Here is an 18,102-nt window from a genome sequence, read left to right on the forward strand (position 1 = left end):
CGAAAGGGAGAAGCCTGATGTACGCCGCCCTCTGGCGCCTGCTGCCCGGCCCGTGGTGGCTGCGGGTCCTCATCCTCGTGATCGTCATCGCCGCCGTGCTCTACGGACTGTTCTGGTACGTGTTCCCCTGGGTGAGCCCGATCATCGCCCCCGGCGAGGTCGACGTCGAATGACGCGAGTGCTCGTGGTCGACAACCACGACAGCTTCGTGCACACCCTGGTCGGATACCTGCAGGAGCTCGGCGCAGACGCCGACATGATCGAAGCGGATGCGACGGATGCCGCCCGACTCGAGAAGCTGGTGCCGGCGTACGACGCGGTGATGCTCTCTCCGGGCCCAGGTGCACCTGCCGATGCTGGAGCGTCGATCGATGCCGTGCGCGTCGCCACGCGGCTGCGGGTGCCGACGCTCGGTGTGTGTCTCGGACACCAGGCGATCGGAGAGGCCTTCGGGACTCCCGTCACCGCGACGCCCGAACTCATGCACGGGATGGTCTCGTCGGTCACGCACGACGCTTCTCCCCTGTTCGCAGGAATCCCCTCGCCGTTCGATGCAGGGCGGTATCACTCGCTCGCGCTCGCGGCCTCCGACCTGCCACCCGAGGTCATGGTGACGGCCTGGACAGAGGAGGGGACGGTCATGGCGCTGGCCCACCGCGACCTGCCGGTGTGGGGCGTGCAGTTCCACCCGGAGAGCGTGCTCACAGAGGGAGGCTACCGACTCCTGGCGAACTGGCTGGAACTGTGCGGCGACGACGGAGCGGTCGCGCGCGCCGAGACGCTGCACCCCCTGTCACGCTGAAGGTACGGTCCGGCTCACCGGGACCTGCGCGTCAACCGGTGCAGAAGAAGATCTGGACGGACGAGCCGACCGGGACGTCACCGGGTGCGACCGACATGGAGTGCACGGTCGGCGGCTCCGTGGCCGGGCACTCGGCCGTCTCCGTCGGCACGGCCACCAGGCCGAGATCGGTGAGGTTGGCCGTGGCGGCGTCGACGGTCCAGCCGGCGAGGTCGGTGAGCGTCACCGTGCCGCTGGCCACGACCAGGTTGACGACGGTACCCGGATCGAGCTCGGCGTCGGCCTTCTCACTGGCGGAGATGACCGTGTTCGCGGCCAACGCCTTGTCGTTGCGTTGGATGACCGTTCCGAGTTCGAGCCCGGCCGCCTTCAGCGCGTTCGTGGCGTCGTCGAGTGCCATGCCCTCGATCTTGGGCATCACGACCGTCTCCTCGCCCTTGGAGACGTACAGCGTGACCGTGGAGCCCTCCTCGACCGACACCCCCGCCTCGGGGTCGGTGCGGATCACGTTTCCCTCGGAGACCTCGGAGCTCGTCTCGATCACGATCTTCGACGAGAGGTCGAGGTTCGCGAGGTCGTCCTGTGCGCGCTCGGATGACACGTTGACGAGGTTCGGGATCGTTCGCGACGTGCTCGACACCTCGGGAGGGCGCATGCTGATCGTGACGACCCAGAACAGCACCGATGCCAGCAGCACCGCGAGCAGTGCCACTCCGGCCCAGATCCAGGCGACCGGTGGTCCGGACTGGGTTCGGGTCATGGTGGTGTCCGCACTCAACTGCCGCAGCGACCGCGCGGTCTCCTGCGCCTGCCGCGGGCTCGCGCCGTACAGCTCGCTGGTCAGTGCTCCCAGTTCCTTGCGCGTCGGGGCATTGCCGGTCATGGCGGAATCCAGGGCGGCGCGGAAGTGAGCGGCGTCCGGATACCGCTGGTAGGGATCCTTCGCGAGTGCGCGCAGCACGATCGGGTCGAGCGTTGGAGGAGCGTCCTCGTTGACCTCTGTCGGAGGGACCGGTGTCTCACTCACATGCTGGTAGGCGACAGCCACCGGCGACTCGCCACGGAACGGCTGGCGTCCGGTGAGCAGCTCGTACAGGACGACACCCGTGGAGTAGAGGTCGGCTCGCGCATCGACGGGTTCGCCCTTGGCCTGTTCCGGCGAGAAGTAGGCGGCGGTGCCGATGATCTGGGTCGTCTCGGCCACCGTGGAGGACGAGTCGGAGACGGCACGGGCGATGCCGAAGTCCATCACCTTGACCTGACCCTTGTCGGTCACCATCACGTTGCCCGGCTTGATGTCGCGGTGCACCACGCCTGCGCGGTGCGAGTAGTCGAGCGCCTCGAGGATGCCGTCGACATAGCGCACGGCGTCGGCCGCCGGCACCGGTCCCGCCGCGATGATGTCCTTGAGGAGGGTGCCCTTGACGAGCTCCATCACGATATAGGGCGGCTCGTCGGAACCGATGTCGCTCGTCGAGGGGTCGCCGGCATCGAACACGCGGACGATCGAAGGGTGAGACATCCGTGACGCGGCCTGGGCCTCGAGCCGGAATCGATTGCGGAACGTGGTGTCCCGTGCCAGATCGGCGTCGAGGATCTTGATCGCGACGTCTCGACCGAGCGTCAGATCGTACCCGCGGTAGACCTTCGCCATACCGCCATGCCCGATGAGCTCGTCGACGCGGTACCGGCCCGCGACGATTCGTGGCTCTGTGGACACGGATGACCCCCCTGGAAAACTACGCTTGCTGAACTGAACTACAGGTTACCCGTCGGTGTCGGTGTCCCCGTCGCCGGGGGCCGCCGTGATCGTCACCGAGAGCGGGGGCGATGCCGCGGAAGTGCGCTGATCGCCACCGGAGCACATGCCCTGGTATGTGACGATGAGCTGCTGCCCCTCGGCGTCGGCGATCTTCACCTGCGTGTTGCGCTGCGTCGGCTGGAAGTTCGGCCCACCGGAGACGAAGCTGCCGTTCTGCACCGACACGACGTAGCCGGAAAGCGTCGTTCCGCTCGGGCACGTGAATCCGGTTCCCCAGGAGATGGTCACCGTCGAACCCGCGACTGGGTTTCCGGTGATCGTCGGCGCGTCGGTCGGCGTCGGGATGCCCGCACGAGCCGCGTAGACCGTGAGAGTCATGGCCTGCGTCGTCTCGACGTTGCCGGTCGGTGCGACGCGGTAGACCTTGCCGACGTCCGCATCGGTCGGCGCAGGATCGCCGTCGACGCAGGTGATCTCGCTGTTGAAGCCCGCCTCCTTGAGAGTGGAGGTGGCGGCGCCGCAGTCCATGCCGTTCAGGTTCAGGGCTGTCACGTCCACACGGGTCACTTCCGGCGTCGGAGTGGTCGGCGGCGGTGTCGTCTGCGTCTGGGTCTGGGGCGGCGTGTTGCTCGGCGAACCCGTGGGATCGGCATCGCCGCCCTGGTTCGCCAGCATCGCCCACAACGTGCCGCCGAGCACGATCACCAGCAGAGCGATCAGAGCGATCAGCGGCCAGGTCCAGGGGCTGCGCTTCTTCTTCTCCTTCTCCTCCTCGGCTGCAGCCTCGGTGGGAAGCTGAGCCGTGGTGGGAAGGATGCGCGTGGTGCCGTCGTCTCCCGATGCCGTCAGGATCCGTGTCGCGTCGTCTCCGCCTGCGATGCCGCCGGTCGCGATCGCGGGCACGGCGATGGCCGCGGAGTTGAGGTCGCCTCGGCGAAGAGCCTGAGCCGCGCGCGCCACCGTCGCAGAAGACGAGGGGCGATCGCTGGGCTTCTTGGCGATCATGGCCATGACGAGGTTCTGGACGGGGATCGGCACGGTCGGGGGCAGCGGCGGGGGCTGCTCGTTGATCTGCGCCATGGCGATGGCCACCTGCGACTCACCCGTGAACGGACGCTTGCCCGCCAGGCATTCGTAGGCGACGATGCCGAGCGAGTAGGTGTCGGTGGCGGGGGAGGCCGGGTGACCGGACGCCTGCTCGGGCGACAGGTACTGCACCGTGCCCATGACCTGGCCGGTCGCGGTGAGCGGTACCTGGTCGGCGATACGGGCGATGCCGAAATCGGTGATCTTGACGCGGCCGTCGGGCGTGATCAGCAGGTTTCCCGGCTTGATGTCGCGGTGCACGAGACCCGCCGCGTGAGCGGCCTGCAGAGCGGACGCGGTCTGGGCGACGATGTCGAGGGTCTTGTCGGCGCTGAGTGCTCCATCGCGCTCGAGCACGGTCGAGAGAGCCTCGCCGGGCACCAGCTCCATGACGAGGTAGGCGCTGCCGTTCTCCTCGCCATAGTCGAAGACACTGGCGATGCCCTCATGGTTGACGAGTGCGGCGTGCCGAGCCTCGGCTCGGAAGCGCTCGAGGAACCCGGGGTCCCCCATGTACTCGTCCTTGAGGATCTTGATCGCGACGGTACGTCCGATGACGTGATCCGTCGCTTCCCACACCTCGCCCATGCCACCGATCGCGATACGCGACTGCAGCTCGTAACGACCACCGAACGACACACCCTGCGTCGGCCTCATCTGCCCAGCACCGCCTCTATGACCTTCTTCGCAATCGGAGCGGCGATGGTGTCGCCGCTGCCTGATTGTCCCTGTCCGCCGCCGTCTTCGACGACGACCGCTACTGCGACCGCTGGATCGTTCGCCGGCGCGAAGCCGGTGAACCACAACGTATGCGGCCTGTTTCCGTTCTCTGCGGTGCCCGTCTTACCGGCCACGTCGATCCCGTCTATTCTTGCACCCTGGGCCGCTCCCGTTGCGACGCTCGCGACCATCGCGGCGGTCACGTCGTTCGCCACATCGGCCTCCATCGCACGTCCGAACTCGCTGTCCTGGAACGCCTTGATGACCGAGAGGTCGTTGCCGATCACGGCGTCGACCATCCGCGGATTCATCACGACACCGTCGTTCGCGAGTCCGGCGGAGACCATGGCCATCTGCAGCGGAGTGGCGGTGACCTTTCCCTGGCCGAAACCGGTCAGAGCGGTCTGTGCGTCGTCGAGGGCCCGCGGGTAGCTGGAGGGTGTCGACGTCAGGGGCGTGTCGAACGATCGATTGAACCCGAGCTTGTCGGCCATCTCGCGGATCGCGTCGTCGCCGAGTTCGACCGCGAGCTCGGCCATGGGGATGTTGCAGCTGAGGCGGATCGCCTCGGCGATCGTGACGGTCTCTCCGGGGCCGCAGGTGCCGCCCCACGCGTTGGAGACGCGGTTGGACGACCCGGGAAGGGTGTAGACGGCCGGGTTGGGCAGCGTCGACTCCGGGGTCCACTTGCCGCTCGCATAGGCCGCAGCGGCGACCACGACCTTGAACGTGGAACCGGGAGGATTCAGGTCGCCGGCGATGGCGCGGTTGGACAGCGGCTTGTTGGCGTCGGCGACGAGCTGGTCGTAGGTGGCGTTCGCGGCATCGGCATCGTGCGTGGCCATCAGGTTCGTGTCGAAGCCGGGCGTGGAGACCATGGCCAGGATCCGTCCGGTCTTCGGATCCATCGCCACGACAGCACCCTTGAGGCCGCCGAGGGCCTCGTAGGCCGCTCGCTGCGCCGCGGTGTTCAGTGAGAGCTCGACGCTGTACCCGCGCTGCGGTTGGCCTGAGAGGATGCGCTCGACCTCGCCGAGGAAGGCATTCGACCCCGTGCCGGATAGCTCGGCGTTCATGGCCTTCTCGATGCCCGTGCTCGAGCCCAGAGCCGGGTTGAAGTATCCCGTTACCGGCTCCCAGATGGGAGCATCCGCGTAGGTGCGCTGGAACTGGTAGCGGTCATCACTCGGCACCGAGCTCGCGATCGCGACGCCGTCGACGATGATCGATCCGCGCTGGATCTCATAGCTGTCGAGCCGGGTGCGCTTGTTGTTGCTGTTCTGGGCCAGCGCATCCGCTTCGACGACCTGGATCCAACTGGTCGCGGCGAACAGCGCGATGAACATGAACAGCATGATGATGCTGAGGCGGCGGAGTTCCTTCGTCATGTCAGCCGATCACCACCCGGGGTTGGCGCCGCACACCGTCGGAGATGCGCAGCAGCAGAGCCACGATGAGCCAGTTGGCCACGAGGGAGGATCCACCCGCCGCGAGGAACGGCGTGGTCAGGCCGGTCAGCGGGATGAGGCGCGTGACACCCCCGACCATGATGAACACCTGCAGGGCGATCGTGAACGAGAGACCCGTCGCGAGCAGCTTGCCGAAGTCGTCCTGACCGGCGAGGCCGATGCGCATGCCGCGGCTGACGAACACCATGTAGAGGCAGAGGATCGCGAACAGTCCGATCAGCCCGAGTTCTTCGCCGAGGCTCGTGATGATGTAGTCGCTGTGGGCCAGCGGAGTGACCTCGGGGCGTCCCTGGCCCCAACCCGTGCCCATCAGACCGCCGCGGGCGAGGCCGAAGAGCCCTTGCATGGGCTGGTACCCGGCGCCGTCCGGGTCGACCTGGTTGGCGTCGAAGAGGAAGAGCCAGTTGATGAAGCGACCCTGCACGTAGCTGAGGATCTGCGTCGCGAGCGCGACGCCGGCGACCACGAGGGTCAGGCCGATGAGCACCCAGCTGGTCTTCCCCGTCGCGACGTAGAGCATCGCGACGAACATCCCGAAGATCAGGGTTCCGGTTCCGAGGTCGCGCTGGAAGACGATGATCCCGAGCGAGATCAGCCAGACGACCAGCACGGGTCCGAGCTCGCGCATGCGTGGCCAGGTGATGCCAAGGACCCGCTTGCCGACCGACGTCAGGCTCTCACGGGTGCGCACGAGGTATCCCGCGAAGAAGATGGCCAGGCAGATCTTGGCGAGCTCGCCCGGCTGGAAGGCGAAGGCGCCGCCGAGCGACACCCACACCGCAGCGTTCGCGTCGGGGATGCGCAGCCCGGGGACGAAGGGCAGCAGCAGGAGCAGGATTCCGGCGAGTCCGAAGATGTAGGTGTATCGGAAGAGGATCCGGTAGTTGCGCAGCAGGATCACGACCACGATCGCACCGGCCAGCGAGATGGCGGTCCACGCGAGCTGCTTGGTCGAGTAGGCGTTCCAGCCGGTGTTCTTGAAGGCGATGTCGATGCGGTAGATCATCGCGATGCCGAGTCCGGTGAGCAGGGTCGCGATCGGTACGACGAACGGGTCGGCGTCGGATGCCACGAAGCGCAACACGATGTGCAGCGCGAACGCGAGGGCGGCGAGGCCACCGCCGATCGCCAGGATCATCGGGTCGATCACCCCGAGCGCGCCCAGCTGGACGAGCGTGAGCGCGGCACCGCTGATCGCACACGCGAAGAGCAGCAGCCAGAACTCGCGGTTGCGCTGGCTCTGGGGCATGCGGATGCGCTTGAGGGCCTTGATGACGCTGGTGTCGGCTGTGACGTCGGTGGTCATCCGTCACCCCCGGCCGGAGTCTCGACAGGGGTCGGCATGGGCGTGGGCAGCGGCGTCTGCTCGATCGTGTTCGCGTCGGCACCCGCCTTGAGCCGGTCCACGATCGCCATCGCGTCGGACAGCGAGCGCGCGGTGATCGTGCGCTCGACCGATGCCCGCTGATACGGAGGTAGGTTCGCGAGGAGGATGTCGGTGTCCTGGATCGGGGTGGACAGCGTGATCGGACCGATGTTCTGCTGCACGCCCTGGAAGATCACGACGCTGTCCTCATCGGCGCCGATGAAGTACCGGGTCTGGGTCCAGCTGTAGGCAGCGAAGGCCGCGACGCCGAGCATCACGATCACCACGAGAGCGCCGGCGATCCACCCGAGGCGCCGGCGCTTGGCGCGACGACGGTCCTCTTCGATGAGCTCCTCGAGGTACTCGGGCGCCGGCTCGAAGTGGCTGGGCTCGTTCGCGGCCTGTCGCACCGGGTGCAGCCAGTTGCCGCGGGGAGCCCGCACGGGAGGAACGTACACGCCGTCGGGGTTCGACGCTGAGCCGACGATCGTGGGGGTTCCCGAATGGATCGGGTGCTGTCCGCCGACGTCGACCAGGACCATCGTGACGTTGTCGGGCGCGCCGCCGTCGAGTGCCTGCTTGAGCAGGATGTCGGCCGTACGTCCGGGGGCGAGACCGAGCTGCATGGCCTTGAGGATGTGCGGCTCGTCGACCACGCCGGAGAGTCCGTCGGAGCAGAGCAGCCAGCGGTCGCCGGGCTGCGTGTGCATGACGAACATGTCGAGCTCGGGGTCGGAGTCCATGTCGCTGAGCACACGCATCAGCACGGATCGGCGCGGGTGGTAGCGCGCCTCCTCCGGGGTGATGCGGCCCGAGTCGACCAGACGCTGCACGAACGTGTGGTCGGCGGTGATCTGCGTCAGGGCATCGTCGCGATAGAGGTAGATGCGCGAGTCGCCGATGTGGCCGATGACCGCGTACTCGTCGACCATGATGATCGCGCTGAGGGTGGTGCCGAGACCCGCCAGCTCTGGACGGTCCTTCGCGGCACGGATGAGGTCGCCCGCGGCCGTGGTCGCCGCCGCCTGCAGCGAGGCCTGTGCGTCTTCCGTCGTCGCATACGCCTGATCGAGCGGCTCGAGGCGCTGGATCGCGATGCTGGATGCGACGTCACCGCCGGCGTGACCGCCCATGCCGTCGGCGACGACGAAGAGGTTCGCTCCGGAGTAGCCGGAATCCTGGTTGTTGGAGCGGACCTTCCCGGTGTGGGAGATCGCGACGCTCGAGCCCTCGAAGACCATGCCGGCGTCAGGCTCGCAGCTCGAAGGTCGTGGCGCCCACCTTGATGGGGGTGCCGAGCGAGAGGGCGACCGGCGAGCCGGAGACGCGCTGGCCTGCGACGAAGGTGCCGTTGGTGGAGTCGAGGTCCTGGATCGCCCAGGCGTCGCCGCGCAGCATCAGGCGCGCATGGTGGCTGGACGTGTAGTCGTCGCGGATCACGAGAGCGGATTCGCTGGAGCGGCCGATCGTGAGGGAGTCGGCGCTGAGCGGCAGCTCCAGGCCTGCCTTCGGGCCGGAGGTGATCACGAGCCGCTTGGCTGTCGCGACCGTCGCCGGGCCCGTGGAGGGGCGGGCGGAAGCCGGCTTCGCGACGGGTGCCGCGGGCGCAGCCGCCTGTGCGGGGGCTCCGGCGGTCGCCTCGGCGGGCAGCTTGCGCACGCGCACTCCGAACAGGTCTGCTCGGAGCGAGTACACCACCCCGAACACGAAGAACCACATCAGGAGAAGGAACCCGATGCGGAGCAGAAGGAGGATCAGTTCACTCACCCGAGGGCTCCGAACGCTCGGGTGGCGTCGTCGCCTCGGGACGTCGGCCGCGAGGGGGTGGCCACGGGGACGATGCGGAACACCAGGTCGGTGCGTCCGATCGTGATCGTGGTGTCGGTGGGGAGCGCGGCTTCGCGCAGCTTCTGGCCATTCACCTTCGTGCCGTTGGTGGATCCCAGGTCGCGCATCATGGCGCGCTCGCCGTCCCACAGGATCTCGACGTGCTTGCGGCTCGAACCGGCGTCGGCGATCGTGATGTCGGCATCCGAACCGCGTCCGATCACCGTGCGAGCGCGCGAGATCGAGTGGCGGCGGCCGTCGACGTCGACCACGGCCTGCCAGCTGACGCGGCCCTCGACCGTTCCGGAGCTGACGCGCACCGTGCCGGTGGCGACCTTCTCGTCGGCCTCGAGGGTGATCGAGAGCGGGCCGGCGAAGCTGTACCCCTGCGACGTGGCGTGCTTGGTGAGGAGGGCATGCAGCTCATCGGTGAGAGCGCCACCGAGCCCGCGCATCCGCTCCGCATCGTCGTCGCTGAGGCGAACGATGTAGCTGTTGGGCGCGATGATGCGGTCGCGGCTCACGACAGCGGCCTTCGTGTCGGCTTCACGCCGCAGCGCCGAAGCGATCTCCACGGGCTGGATGCCGCTGCGGAAGGTCTTGGCGAACGCGCTGTTCACTGCGCGCTCGAGACCTTTCTCAAAGCTGTCAAGTAGTCCCACTGGGCTCCTCTGGCATGCCGGCTGGTAGGGACATCGTAGCCAGGTGTCCTGGGGGAACGCCGCCGAAGACCCCCGTCGAGTGTGCAACGAGCCCGAAAACGCATGATATCTTTGGGAAGTTGAGTTCTTCGGAACGAGACCACTCGCGCGAGTGGCGGAATGGTAGACGCGCTGGCTTCAGGTGCCAGTGTCCGTAAGGACGTGGGGGTTCAAGTCCCCCCTCGCGCACAGTTCAAGATGGCCCGGTTCCTTTCGAGGAAGCCGGGCCTTCTTCTTTCCGCATGCTTCGGGTCGTCGATGACGGTGGTGGTGCGGCGCGAATCGACCGCTAGTGTCTGGTCATGAAACGCAGCGAGTACCGCACTTCTTTGATGGGATGGCGAGCCGCGCTCATCACGCTCGCCGCCTCGATCATCGGCTTCGCGGCGGTGGTGATCCCGCTGCTGAACACTGTCGTGGATCGGGATGGGACCATCACGGCCCGCGATCAGAAGATCGATGAACTCGAGCAGGAACTGGATTCCGCGAACGCGAAACTCGAGGTCCGGCAGGAAGCGATCGCAGAACTGCGCGATGAGAACAGGGAGCTCCGCGCGGCGTTGCCGTACACGGTCGCGCCGGAAGACGTTCACGACATCCGTGCGACGGCCACTCTGACGCTCGCCAAGCGGGGGGACACGCTCGACTTGAACTCGGCGCTCCCGAACTTCGGTGCCGCGGACTTCGTCTACTCGGACACTCTTTCTTACAGCGGTGACAGGTTGGTCCTGGGGTACGGCGCCTCCACCGTGGTCTTGGGTTCGGGTAACGCGGACTACGCGACGTGTGCCGCGGCGACCGGGTGGTCGCGCGGGTCGTCCCTCGACCCCCACCAGCTGGAGGCACCCACGACGTGCGTCCGGCTCCAATCTGATCGGTACGCAGCGATCCAGGTGCTTCGCTACGACGCGAACTCCGTCGACGTGACCATCACGGTCTGGGAGTAGCGCGTCGGAGCCTTCTCCCGTCACCGCACCGGCAGGTACCGACTCAGGTGCTCGAACGGCGGCTGCGATGAGAGGTGCGACACGGCCGCAGACCCCACGGCGCACGCGGCTTCGAGAGCGTCGGCAGGCGCGTGCCCTGCGCGCAGCGCGAGCACGAGTGCCGCGCAGAACGCATCCCCCGCGCCGACCGTGTTCACGGCCTCGGCGGGGATGCCGTCAGCCCGGGTGATCTCCTCGCCACGGCGATACAGGGCGGCGCCGGCCGCGCCGTAGGTGACCGCGACGAGTTCGGCCTCGGCGAGCTCGGGCATGAGCTCGCGCTCGGTCTCGTTCACGATGAACAGATCGACGCGACTCAGCAGCGCTTCGGGTAGCGGCTGGGCGGGAGCGGCGTTGACGGCGATGAAGCCGGGCGCCGTTGCGGCGACCTCTTCGACGATGCTGAGCGCGATCTCCAGTTGCATGAGCACCGCCTCCTCCTCTCGGAAGGTCACGCCGTCGAGACTCACCCGATCATTCGCTCCCGGGCACACCGCGATCTGGTTCTCGGCGTCGGAATCCACGACGATCAGTGCCGTTCCGGTCGGGGCATCGACGGTGCGGAGGTCGGTGGTGTCCACCCCGGCCCGATCCATCTCGTCTCGGGTCCAGGCCCCGTCGGCGTCATCCCCGACGGCGCCGATCATGCGGACTCTCCCGCCGAGCTTGGCGGCGGCGACGGCCTGATTCGCGCCCTTCCCTCCCAGGTCTCGGGACAGCCTTCCGCCGGCGACGGTCTCACCTGCGGTGGGGAGGCGATCGACGAACGCGGTGACGTCGACGTTCGCGCTGCCGACGACGACGAGTGAGGGAGAGACAGGAGTGATCATGGCGGCGGCTTTCGGATCGCGGGACGGGGCAGGCAACGACGCCGGTGTGCACCCGACTTGACGTTCCTGCAAGAAAGTGTAAACGTTTACGCACGAACATCTGCAAAGGAGCACCATGACCACTCCCGTCCTTCTCGACTGCGATCCGGGCCACGACGACGTCTTCGCGATCTGGCTCGCGGCCGGAAACGACGCCATCGACCTGCGCGGTGTGACGACCGTCGGCGGCAACGGCTACCTCGAGCACACGACCCGCAACGCACGGATCGCCCTCACGGTCGCCGGGGTCACGAACGTGCCGGTCGCCGCCGGTGCCGACAAGCCCCTCACGCGTGAACTGACCCCCGGGGCGTGGATCCACGGCGAGAACGCGCTGGGCGGTCCGGTGCTCCCCGAACCCACGGTGCCGCTCGACCCCCGCCACGCCGTCGACTTCCTCGCCGACACGCTCGCCGCTTCGTCGGAGCCGATCACGCTGATCCCGACCGGTCCGCTGACGAACATCGCGCTCCTGCTGCAGCAGCGCCCCGAGGTCACGTCGCAGATCAAGGAGATCATCTGGATGGGCGGCTCGACCGGGCGCGGCAACGTGGGCGCGTACCCGGAGTTCAATGCCTGGGCCGACCCCGAAGCCGCAGCCGTCGTGTTCGCCTCCGGACTGCCGCTGACGATGGTCGGGCTCAACATCTCCCACCAGGCCCTCATCACCGAAGAGGTCATCCAGCGCATCGGTGCGGTCGGCAACGACACCGCAGCCTTCGGGGTCGAGCTGCTCCGGTTCTTCTGCAGCACCTACGAGAAGGCGGAGGGCATGCCCGAGGGCCCTCTGCACGACCCCATCACCGTGGCCATCGCGATCGACCGCGCCGTCGCCTCCGTGCAGCGCTGCCATGTGGACATCGAGACCACGGGCGAGTTCACAGCCGGTGCGACCTGCGTCGATCTCCACGACATGCTCGGCAAGGAGCCGAACACCGACGTCGCGATCACCCTCGACGTGCCGAAGTTCTGGAACCTGGTCACCGACGCCGTCGGCGCGCTGGCATGAGGTTCAGTGCGTAGCGGCGGGCGTCGTCGACTCGGCCACGCGCAGACTCGGCGCGAGGCGACGGAGCACGTACGGGGCCTCGGGGTCTTCCATCCGTCGCACCAGGGCCTCGGTCGCCTCCTGGGCGAGCCCGTCGAACGGCTGCACGACGGTCGTCAGCCGCGGTTCGCAGACGTCGGCGAGCATCGTCCCGTCGAAGCCCGTCACCTGCACATCGGAGGGAACGCTCCTGCCCGCGCGCTTCAACGCCGCGATGGCGCCGGCTGCGACGAGGTCGTCTCCGGCGATGATCGCGTCGGGAAGAGGCCCGCGGGCGAGCAGCTCTTCCGCGGCCCGCTCTCCGAAGGCGAGCAGGTACTCGCCGAAGATGTTGTCCTCGCGGGACAGCGACCGGGTGCGGACCGTGGCCTCGAACGCGGCCCGTCGCTCACGGCCCACCGAGGTGACGTCGTTGCCCGAGACGAGCACGACCCGACGCGCTCCGCGGGAGGTGACGTGGTCGACGGCGAGATCGATGCCGGCGTCGTTGTCCACTCCAACGAAGTCGGCGGACAGGTCGATCACGCGGCGGTCGAGCTGCACCAGCGGCACTCTGCGGGCGGTGTCCGCGACGGCGTCGTACGAGAGCTCGGCATCGGACGGCACGACGAAGATCCCCTCGACGCGACGTTCGACCAGCATGCGGAGACGGTCGCGTTCGCGTTCGACCTCACCGTGCGAGTCGGCGATGACGAGATCGAAGCCGCGGCGCTGCAGATGGTCTTCGAGGCGGTGGATGAGCTCGCCGTAGAAAGGGTTGCTGATCACCGGGACCACGACGCCGATCGTGGCACCGCTGCCCGCCCGCAGTCCGCGACCGATGAGATTGACGCGATAGCCGAGACGCTCGGCGACCTCGGCCACGTGCTCGGCGGTGCGGCCGGAGACGCGGTCCTTCCCGTTGAGGGCCCGCGAGACGGTCGCGATGGACACCCCGGCGGCTGCCGCCACCTCGTGCAGCGTGACCGACGCCTTCTTCACCACGACCCGACCCCCCATCGGTGCCGCCGTCGACACCATCAGTCAAAGATATGGCGTGCGTAAAGGATTACGCACGCGATCAGCCCCTGATCAACCACCGACAAGCCCCCCACCAGACACGAAGAAGTGAGCAATGACCAACCACACAGAAGCTGTTCGCACCCGGACGAACGTGGTGGCGCTGATGATCGCCCTCCTCGCCGCCTGCCTCGCGTTCCAGCTCAACGCCAGCATGCTGAGCCCCGCGCTGGTGACGATGGAGCGCGAACTCGACGCCACCTCCACCGAGATCGCCGCGACCCAGACGGTGTTCTTCACAGCTGCCGCGCTGTTCACCCTGTTCCTCCCCCGCCTGGGTGATCTGATCGGACGTCGACGGGTTCTCGTCGGCATGCTCGTGGTGATGGCCGTGGGCTGCGTCGTGGCGGCGCTGGCCACGAACGTCCCGATGCTGTTCGTCGGCCGGCTGATCCAGGGCGTGTCGGGACCGGTCGTTCCGCTCTGCCTGATCATGCTGCGAGCCGCGGTGAAGGATCCGAAGGCGTACGGCACCCTCCTCGGTGTCGTCACCGCCGTCAACGGAGGGATCGCCGGAGGTGACGCTCTGCTCGGCGGATATCTGGCGACGAACCACGGCTTCGCGTCGATCTTCTGGACCATGGCGGGTGTGGCGATCGTCGCCGCCCTGACCGTGCGCCTGCTCGCCCCGGAGACCATGGCCGATGACCGTCCCCGCATGGACTGGTGGGGGTCGCTGCTGCTCGTCGTCTCGGTGGGATCGATGCTCGTCGCGCTCAACGAGCTCGGCAAGCTCGCCGGCGCGGACCTGCTGCTCGTCGTCGTCCTCGGCATCGTCGCGGTTGCATCCTTCGCCGCCTTCTGGAAGCTCGAGGGACGGATCGCGGATCCGCTCGTGTCGATCCCCCAGCTGAAGCAGAGGGCTACCTGGGCACTGAGCGCGACCTCGCTCCTGACCCTGTCGGGGATCTTCGCGATCATGAACGGCGTGGTCCCCGCACTCGCGCAGGACACCGCGATGAACCTCTCGATGAGTGCGGAGGAGGTGTCGCTGTGGATCCTGATGCCCTACGCCCTCGCCGGGCTCCTCATGGGTCCGCTCAGCGGTCGGCTCGCAGCCACGGTCGGATACCGCACGATGCTGCGCATCGGGCTGGGCGGAACCGTGCTCGTGCTCGGACTCATGGTCGCCAACGTGGAGACCTCATCGCGATTCGTGCTGCTCCTCCTCTCGATCGCGGTCGGGATCACCTACGCGGGAATCGGCAACATCATGCTCAACGGTCTGGGTGTCGTGCTCTCGCCGAAGGATCGCCCCGGTTCACTCCCCGGCCTGAACACCGGCGCCATCAATCTCGGCGCCGGGCTGAGCTTCGTCGTCATCTATGCGGCGCAGACCTCCTTCGCCTCGAGCGAGGTGCCGGCGGGCGGGTATGTCGCGGCGCTGATCACCGGGGCCGTCGTCCTCGTCGGCGCCCTGGTGTTCTCGATGTTCATCCCGAAGCCGGTGAGCGCGGAACTGGTGCGCCGGTAGGTTGCGTAGCGCTCGGACCCCTGCCCTTATCCGGGCGGGGGTCCGAGGTGGTTCCGAGGGGTGGGTCGTGAAACATCCGTCTGCAGGACGACATCGTCCCTACCTTCGGCGGATGCCGTACGCCGTCGTCGGCGCGAAGATGGAAGTTCCCGTCCTCAGGGAAGGCATCCCGTGACCTCACGCACCCCCAGTCCTCGCTTCGCTCTCGCGCTCGCCGCCGTCGGACTCAGCACCTCGGCGCTCGAACTCGCGGCCTGCGCTTCACTCGCCCCCTCTACGACGTCCTCCACGAGCATGGGGTCCCTCCCCGACGACACCGATGCCGATGCCGATGCCGATGCCGAGGCCGACACCGTCGCCTGACCGAGGGCACCGGAACCACGCGGAGAATCGACCCGGCATGCGGGAGCGAGTCGTCAGCCCAGCGGACCTTCGAGAACCGTGAGGACGTCGACCTCGGTGAAGCCGACCGATCGGTTGAGGGCGAGCATCGGCGCATTCGTCGGCGCCGTGTAGGTCTGCAGGAATCGTGACGCCGAGCTCTCCGGGAGGGTCATGAGCAGTCGTAGATTGGCGACCTTCAGGGCCCGCCCGATGCCGCGACCTCGCACCCGCTCCTCGACGAAGGTGTCGTCCTGCAGCACGATCGTCGGGTCGGGCCGGGAGAGCAGGATCTCCGTGTAGCCGACGGCGTTCCCCTCGATTCGTGCGACGCTCCGCACGAGCGCATAGCCCTGCTGCGACATGCGCTGCTCGTTCCGGCGAACCGCTGCGACGTCGGCAGCTGCTGCAGTTCGGGTGAGGTCGCCCATCGGCGCGTCGTCCGACATGTCTGTGCGAAGCCGCGCCCAGTCGGCGAGCAGCTCGTCCGGACACGCGCCGACCCACGAGACGACCTCGATATCCGGGTGCGCAGCGGGCAGGCTTTCGAGCGTTCCCGCTGGCAGAGGCAGGTCGACCACCTGCCGGCTCTCGCGCATACCGACCCGCAGCCCCTCCGACTGCGCGAACGAGACCCCCGCTTCGGAGTACGTCTCGGTGCGCACGAGTGTGGCGGTGCCGCGCACGGCGTCGCGGACAGCGCGGAGCAGGGCGCGGGCGATCCCGCGGCGACGGAAGCGATCGAGAACGGCGATCTCGACGTCGGCCGGATCTCCGGGGTGCACGTGGGCCTCTGCGGCACCCACCGGCACTCCGCCGATCTCCGCGAGCAACAGCACTGACCTGCGGGTCGGATGCGGGTTCTGGAACTGCCGACGCGTCGCCTCATCGCTGCGAGACCACACCTTCCGGCGTCCGGCCGCGTATCCGCCGCTGAGGATGCCGTTCCACTGGTTCAGCAGCGCGGTGTTCTGCGGGTCGACATGCGTGATGCGGATATCCATCGAAGGTCGTGACGCTCTCGGCTCGGGGTCGGACGGTGCCTCATCCAGGTTGCCACGCGGTTGGGCCGATCGCTCGACTCGCGGGCTCCCCGCGGCATCTGACAGGGTGGGTGCAGGACCTGTCCCCGACGATGAAGTGGTGAGCGATGAGTGGATCTGAGACCTCGGGGGTGACGGTCGAGGGCGTGTCATCGCGGTGGTCGCCCTGGTGGCTGGCATCCGGCGGGCTGTTCGTCGTCTCAGCTCTGCTGGCAGCTTTCCGCAGTCTTCCCGGGTCCCTCGATGTCGAAGCTCTCGTCGGGATGTCGACAGCGGCCACCCTCGCCTTCAGCCTCGCGCTCGTCGCCGCCGGGATCGGAGCTGCGCGCCGTGACGACACCCCGCGGTTGCCGAGGGCTGCGGTCGTCTCCCTCTTTCTTCTCGCGGGCTGGCTGCCCGTCGGCCCGTTACTGCTGACGGCGTCGTTCGACTTCAGCTCCGCCGTGCCGATCTACGTGAACGCCCTCGTGGAGCTGGCGCTGTCGGGGACGATCGTCGCCGGAGTCCTGCGCAGCACGCTGGTGACACCCTGGAGGCTCATCCCGGCGATCGCGCTCGCCGCGGTGGTGCTGGGCTCGCTGATGGAGGTCGCCGTCATGTCGGGCGGCGTATCCGACCAGAACGCGATGATCACGGTCTCCAATGTGCTGATCTTGACGCGCATCCTCGCCACCGGAGCCCTGGCCGCCGTGGCGCTCCGGGCCGCGCGTGCTCGGCCCGGAGCGGTGGTCGTGTTCGGCGGATGACCCTCGGACAGCGATCGTCAGGCAGCCGAGACGTACCCCTTCGAGGAGTCGTCGTCGACCAGTACGTAGGTGAGCACGCCTGCCGCATCGCCGCCCGTGTGTCTCCACACCCTTTCGTGTGCGCCGGTGGCGTAGTCGAGCACGATCCAATCCGGGGCGTGCGGGTCGCGATGTCCGACCACATAGGAGGTGCTGCCGAGACCGACGGACCCGAGTCGGGCGATGAACTGGTCCCCGTTCAGTGTTTCGGGTGGAGTGCGGCACAGCTCGGTCGGGCGGATCCGCATCGTCAGGTCGGCCTTGCCAGCCCTCCCCCTCATGCGACGTCTCCGGCGCGGACACCGAGCTCGCTGGTGTCGTCGAGACCGTGCGCGTCGAGATAGGCGCGGATCGTGTCATGGACGATGCGGATCTGGGCCTCGTTCCCCATCGCGGCCTGCATCGTTCCCATCGTGGGGGCGGGCTTGCCGTTGACCCGGTCGAGAGCCTCCCAGACGATGTCTTCGCGGGAGCCTCGGCCCATCGAATGCGGCATCGAGCTGAACACCGGGTTCGGCTTCCAGCGGTCTCGGGTCTCCTTCATCAGTGCTTCCTCTCGTCTCGCCGGGCGCCGTCGGATGCGGGCGCGCTCGGTCCTGTGCGCGGGCGCGCCGAAGCCACCCTGGGGCGATGCGCCCCCGATGGACGGCATGCTCGTCCTGCGGCCAGGTGCCTTCCCGAAGAGCTGTCGGATGTCGATGAAGGGAAAGACGATCTGGCCGTC

Annotated in this window: 19 protein-coding genes and 1 tRNA gene; 8 read left to right on the plus strand and 12 right to left on the minus strand. The window is 67.9% G+C overall.

Annotation, left to right across the window (positions count from 1 at the left end; genetic code table 11):
• Positions 1 to 17 precede the first annotated feature (17 nt).
• Both ABRP18_RS00125 and ABRP18_RS00130 read left to right on the plus strand, forming a co-directional pair.
• Complete coding sequence (locus ABRP18_RS00125; protein WP_046747986.1) at positions 18 to 173, plus strand: membrane protein; 156 nt, start codon at positions 18 to 20, stop codon at positions 171 to 173.
• Positions 170 to 802: an aminodeoxychorismate/anthranilate synthase component II gene (locus ABRP18_RS00130; protein ID WP_349885213.1), complete on the plus strand. Its 633-nt coding sequence runs from the start codon at positions 170 to 172 to the stop codon at positions 800 to 802. Before ABRP18_RS00125 ends, ABRP18_RS00130 begins: the two co-directional genes overlap by 4 nt.
• A gap of 31 nt (positions 803 to 833) precedes the next feature.
• Here ABRP18_RS00130 and pknB read toward each other — a convergent pair whose 3' ends face one another.
• From pknB to ABRP18_RS00165, 7 genes are read right to left on the minus strand one after another with little or no spacing between them, the layout of a single operon-like run.
• Positions 834 to 2,522 carry a Stk1 family PASTA domain-containing Ser/Thr kinase gene (pknB, locus tag ABRP18_RS00135; RefSeq protein WP_058630932.1) on the minus strand — a complete coding sequence of 563 codons (1,689 nt, stop codon included), beginning with the start codon at positions 2,520 to 2,522 and terminating at the stop codon, positions 834 to 836.
• Positions 2,523 to 2,567: 45 nt separating this feature from the next.
• On the minus strand, positions 2,568 to 4,307 hold the full coding sequence (locus ABRP18_RS00140) for a serine/threonine-protein kinase (protein WP_218867881.1): 1,740 nt from the start codon (positions 4,305 to 4,307) through the stop codon (positions 2,568 to 2,570).
• On the minus strand, positions 4,304 to 5,758 hold the full coding sequence (locus ABRP18_RS00145; RefSeq protein ID WP_046747990.1) for a penicillin-binding protein 2: 1,455 nt from the start codon (positions 5,756 to 5,758) through the stop codon (positions 4,304 to 4,306). Before ABRP18_RS00145 ends, ABRP18_RS00140 begins: the two co-directional genes overlap by 4 nt.
• A 1-nt stretch (position 5,759) precedes the next feature.
• Positions 5,760 to 7,145 carry an FtsW/RodA/SpoVE family cell cycle protein gene (locus tag ABRP18_RS00150; RefSeq protein ID WP_046747991.1) on the minus strand — a complete coding sequence of 462 codons (1,386 nt, stop codon included), beginning with the start codon at positions 7,143 to 7,145 and terminating at the stop codon, positions 5,760 to 5,762.
• Positions 7,142 to 8,446: a PP2C family serine/threonine-protein phosphatase gene (locus ABRP18_RS00155; protein WP_046747992.1), complete on the minus strand. Its 1,305-nt coding sequence runs from the start codon at positions 8,444 to 8,446 to the stop codon at positions 7,142 to 7,144. Before ABRP18_RS00155 ends, ABRP18_RS00150 begins: the two co-directional genes overlap by 4 nt.
• A 7-nt stretch (positions 8,447 to 8,453) precedes the next feature.
• The gene (locus ABRP18_RS00160) at positions 8,454 to 8,972 is read right to left on the minus strand and encodes an FHA domain-containing protein (RefSeq protein ID WP_046747993.1); all 519 of its coding nucleotides are present in this window, start codon (positions 8,970 to 8,972) and stop codon (positions 8,454 to 8,456) included.
• The gene (locus tag ABRP18_RS00165) at positions 8,969 to 9,694 is read right to left on the minus strand and encodes a DUF3662 and FHA domain-containing protein (RefSeq protein ID WP_113680415.1); all 726 of its coding nucleotides are present in this window, start codon (positions 9,692 to 9,694) and stop codon (positions 8,969 to 8,971) included. Before ABRP18_RS00165 ends, ABRP18_RS00160 begins: the two co-directional genes overlap by 4 nt.
• 145 nt (positions 9,695 to 9,839) lie before the next feature.
• Between ABRP18_RS00165 and ABRP18_RS00170 the strand changes: the two genes are divergently transcribed.
• Together ABRP18_RS00170 and ABRP18_RS00175 are read left to right on the plus strand one after the other, a co-directional pair.
• Positions 9,840 to 9,922 (plus strand) — tRNA-Leu (locus ABRP18_RS00170).
• A gap of 113 nt (positions 9,923 to 10,035) precedes the next feature.
• The gene (locus tag ABRP18_RS00175; protein WP_147251192.1) at positions 10,036 to 10,680 is read left to right on the plus strand and encodes a hypothetical protein; all 645 of its coding nucleotides are present in this window, start codon (positions 10,036 to 10,038) and stop codon (positions 10,678 to 10,680) included.
• A 20-nt stretch (positions 10,681 to 10,700) separates the two neighbouring features.
• Here ABRP18_RS00175 and ABRP18_RS00180 read toward each other — a convergent pair whose 3' ends face one another.
• Complete coding sequence (locus ABRP18_RS00180) at positions 10,701 to 11,549, minus strand: ribokinase (RefSeq protein ID WP_058630928.1); 849 nt, start codon at positions 11,547 to 11,549, stop codon at positions 10,701 to 10,703.
• A 115-nt stretch (positions 11,550 to 11,664) separates the two neighbouring features.
• On the opposite strand from ABRP18_RS00180, the gene ABRP18_RS00185 reads away from it, so the two are divergent.
• A complete protein-coding gene (locus ABRP18_RS00185) occupies positions 11,665 to 12,597 on the plus strand; it encodes a nucleoside hydrolase (protein WP_061016291.1) in 933 nt (310 codons plus the stop codon).
• A 3-nt stretch (positions 12,598 to 12,600) separates the two neighbouring features.
• Here ABRP18_RS00185 and ABRP18_RS00190 read toward each other — a convergent pair whose 3' ends face one another.
• Complete coding sequence (locus tag ABRP18_RS00190) at positions 12,601 to 13,656, minus strand: LacI family DNA-binding transcriptional regulator (protein WP_127011452.1); 1,056 nt, start codon at positions 13,654 to 13,656, stop codon at positions 12,601 to 12,603.
• A gap of 94 nt (positions 13,657 to 13,750) precedes the next feature.
• On the opposite strand from ABRP18_RS00190, the gene ABRP18_RS00195 reads away from it, so the two are divergent.
• Together ABRP18_RS00195 and ABRP18_RS00200 are read left to right on the plus strand one after the other, a co-directional pair.
• Positions 13,751 to 15,169 carry an MFS transporter gene (locus ABRP18_RS00195; protein WP_058630925.1) on the plus strand — a complete coding sequence of 473 codons (1,419 nt, stop codon included), beginning with the start codon at positions 13,751 to 13,753 and terminating at the stop codon, positions 15,167 to 15,169.
• A 171-nt stretch (positions 15,170 to 15,340) separates the two neighbouring features.
• On the plus strand, positions 15,341 to 15,532 hold the full coding sequence (locus tag ABRP18_RS00200) for a hypothetical protein (RefSeq protein WP_349885214.1): 192 nt from the start codon (positions 15,341 to 15,343) through the stop codon (positions 15,530 to 15,532).
• Positions 15,533 to 15,585: 53 nt separating this feature from the next.
• On the opposite strand, the gene ABRP18_RS00205 is transcribed toward ABRP18_RS00200, so the two are convergent.
• The gene (locus ABRP18_RS00205; protein WP_349885215.1) at positions 15,586 to 16,554 is read right to left on the minus strand and encodes a GNAT family N-acetyltransferase; all 969 of its coding nucleotides are present in this window, start codon (positions 16,552 to 16,554) and stop codon (positions 15,586 to 15,588) included.
• 146 nt (positions 16,555 to 16,700) lie between these two features.
• Here ABRP18_RS00205 and ABRP18_RS00210 point away from each other — a divergent pair, with 146 nt between their 5' ends.
• On the plus strand, positions 16,701 to 17,339 hold the full coding sequence (locus ABRP18_RS00210) for a hypothetical protein (protein ID WP_349885216.1): 639 nt from the start codon (positions 16,701 to 16,703) through the stop codon (positions 17,337 to 17,339).
• Between the two features lie 17 nt (positions 17,340 to 17,356).
• Here ABRP18_RS00210 and ABRP18_RS00215 read toward each other — a convergent pair whose 3' ends face one another.
• Together ABRP18_RS00215 and ABRP18_RS00220 are read right to left on the minus strand one after the other, a co-directional pair.
• On the minus strand, positions 17,357 to 17,659 hold the full coding sequence (locus ABRP18_RS00215; protein ID WP_349885217.1) for a hypothetical protein: 303 nt from the start codon (positions 17,657 to 17,659) through the stop codon (positions 17,357 to 17,359).
• Entirely contained in the window at positions 17,656 to 17,922 is a 267-nt protein-coding gene (locus ABRP18_RS00220) for a hypothetical protein (protein WP_058630920.1), read from the minus strand. The genes ABRP18_RS00215 and ABRP18_RS00220 overlap by 4 nt, the downstream gene beginning before the upstream one ends.
• Positions 17,923 to 18,102 lie beyond the last annotated feature (180 nt).

It is taken from the genome of Microbacterium sp. WHRI 7836 (assembly GCF_040223885.2).
Classification (GTDB): domain Bacteria; phylum Actinomycetota; class Actinomycetes; order Actinomycetales; family Microbacteriaceae; genus Microbacterium; species Microbacterium oxydans.

Bases quoted from the DNA above. Each gene is read 5' to 3' on its own strand.
- ABRP18_RS00180 (WP_058630928.1), bottom strand. From the start codon at position 11,549: ATGATCACTCCTGTCTCTCCCTCACTCGTCGTCGTCGGCAGCGCGAAC.
- ABRP18_RS00220 (WP_058630920.1), bottom strand. From the start codon at position 17,922: ATGAAGGAGACCCGAGACCGCTGGAAGCCGAACCCGGTGTTCAGCTCG.
- ABRP18_RS00175 (WP_147251192.1), top strand. From the start codon at position 10,036: ATGAAACGCAGCGAGTACCGCACTTCTTTGATGGGATGGCGAGCCGCG.
- ABRP18_RS00185 (WP_061016291.1), top strand. From the start codon at position 11,665: ATGACCACTCCCGTCCTTCTCGACTGCGATCCGGGCCACGACGACGTC.
- ABRP18_RS00190 (WP_127011452.1), bottom strand. From the start codon at position 13,656: ATGGTGTCGACGGCGGCACCGATGGGGGGTCGGGTCGTGGTGAAGAAG.
- ABRP18_RS00150 (WP_046747991.1), bottom strand. From the start codon at position 7,145: ATGACCACCGACGTCACAGCCGACACCAGCGTCATCAAGGCCCTCAAG.
- ABRP18_RS00140 (WP_218867881.1), bottom strand. From the start codon at position 4,307: ATGAGGCCGACGCAGGGTGTGTCGTTCGGTGGTCGTTACGAGCTGCAG.
- ABRP18_RS00210 (WP_349885216.1), top strand. From the start codon at position 16,701: ATGAGTGGATCTGAGACCTCGGGGGTGACGGTCGAGGGCGTGTCATCG.
- ABRP18_RS00125 (WP_046747986.1), top strand. From the start codon at position 18: ATGTACGCCGCCCTCTGGCGCCTGCTGCCCGGCCCGTGGTGGCTGCGG.
- ABRP18_RS00145 (WP_046747990.1), bottom strand. From the start codon at position 5,758: ATGACGAAGGAACTCCGCCGCCTCAGCATCATCATGCTGTTCATGTTC.
- ABRP18_RS00155 (WP_046747992.1), bottom strand. From the start codon at position 8,446: ATGGTCTTCGAGGGCTCGAGCGTCGCGATCTCCCACACCGGGAAGGTC.
- ABRP18_RS00205 (WP_349885215.1), bottom strand. From the start codon at position 16,554: ATGGATATCCGCATCACGCATGTCGACCCGCAGAACACCGCGCTGCTG.
- ABRP18_RS00215 (WP_349885217.1), bottom strand. From the start codon at position 17,659: ATGAGGGGGAGGGCTGGCAAGGCCGACCTGACGATGCGGATCCGCCCG.
- ABRP18_RS00195 (WP_058630925.1), top strand. From the start codon at position 13,751: ATGACCAACCACACAGAAGCTGTTCGCACCCGGACGAACGTGGTGGCG.
- ABRP18_RS00130 (WP_349885213.1), top strand. From the start codon at position 170: ATGACGCGAGTGCTCGTGGTCGACAACCACGACAGCTTCGTGCACACC.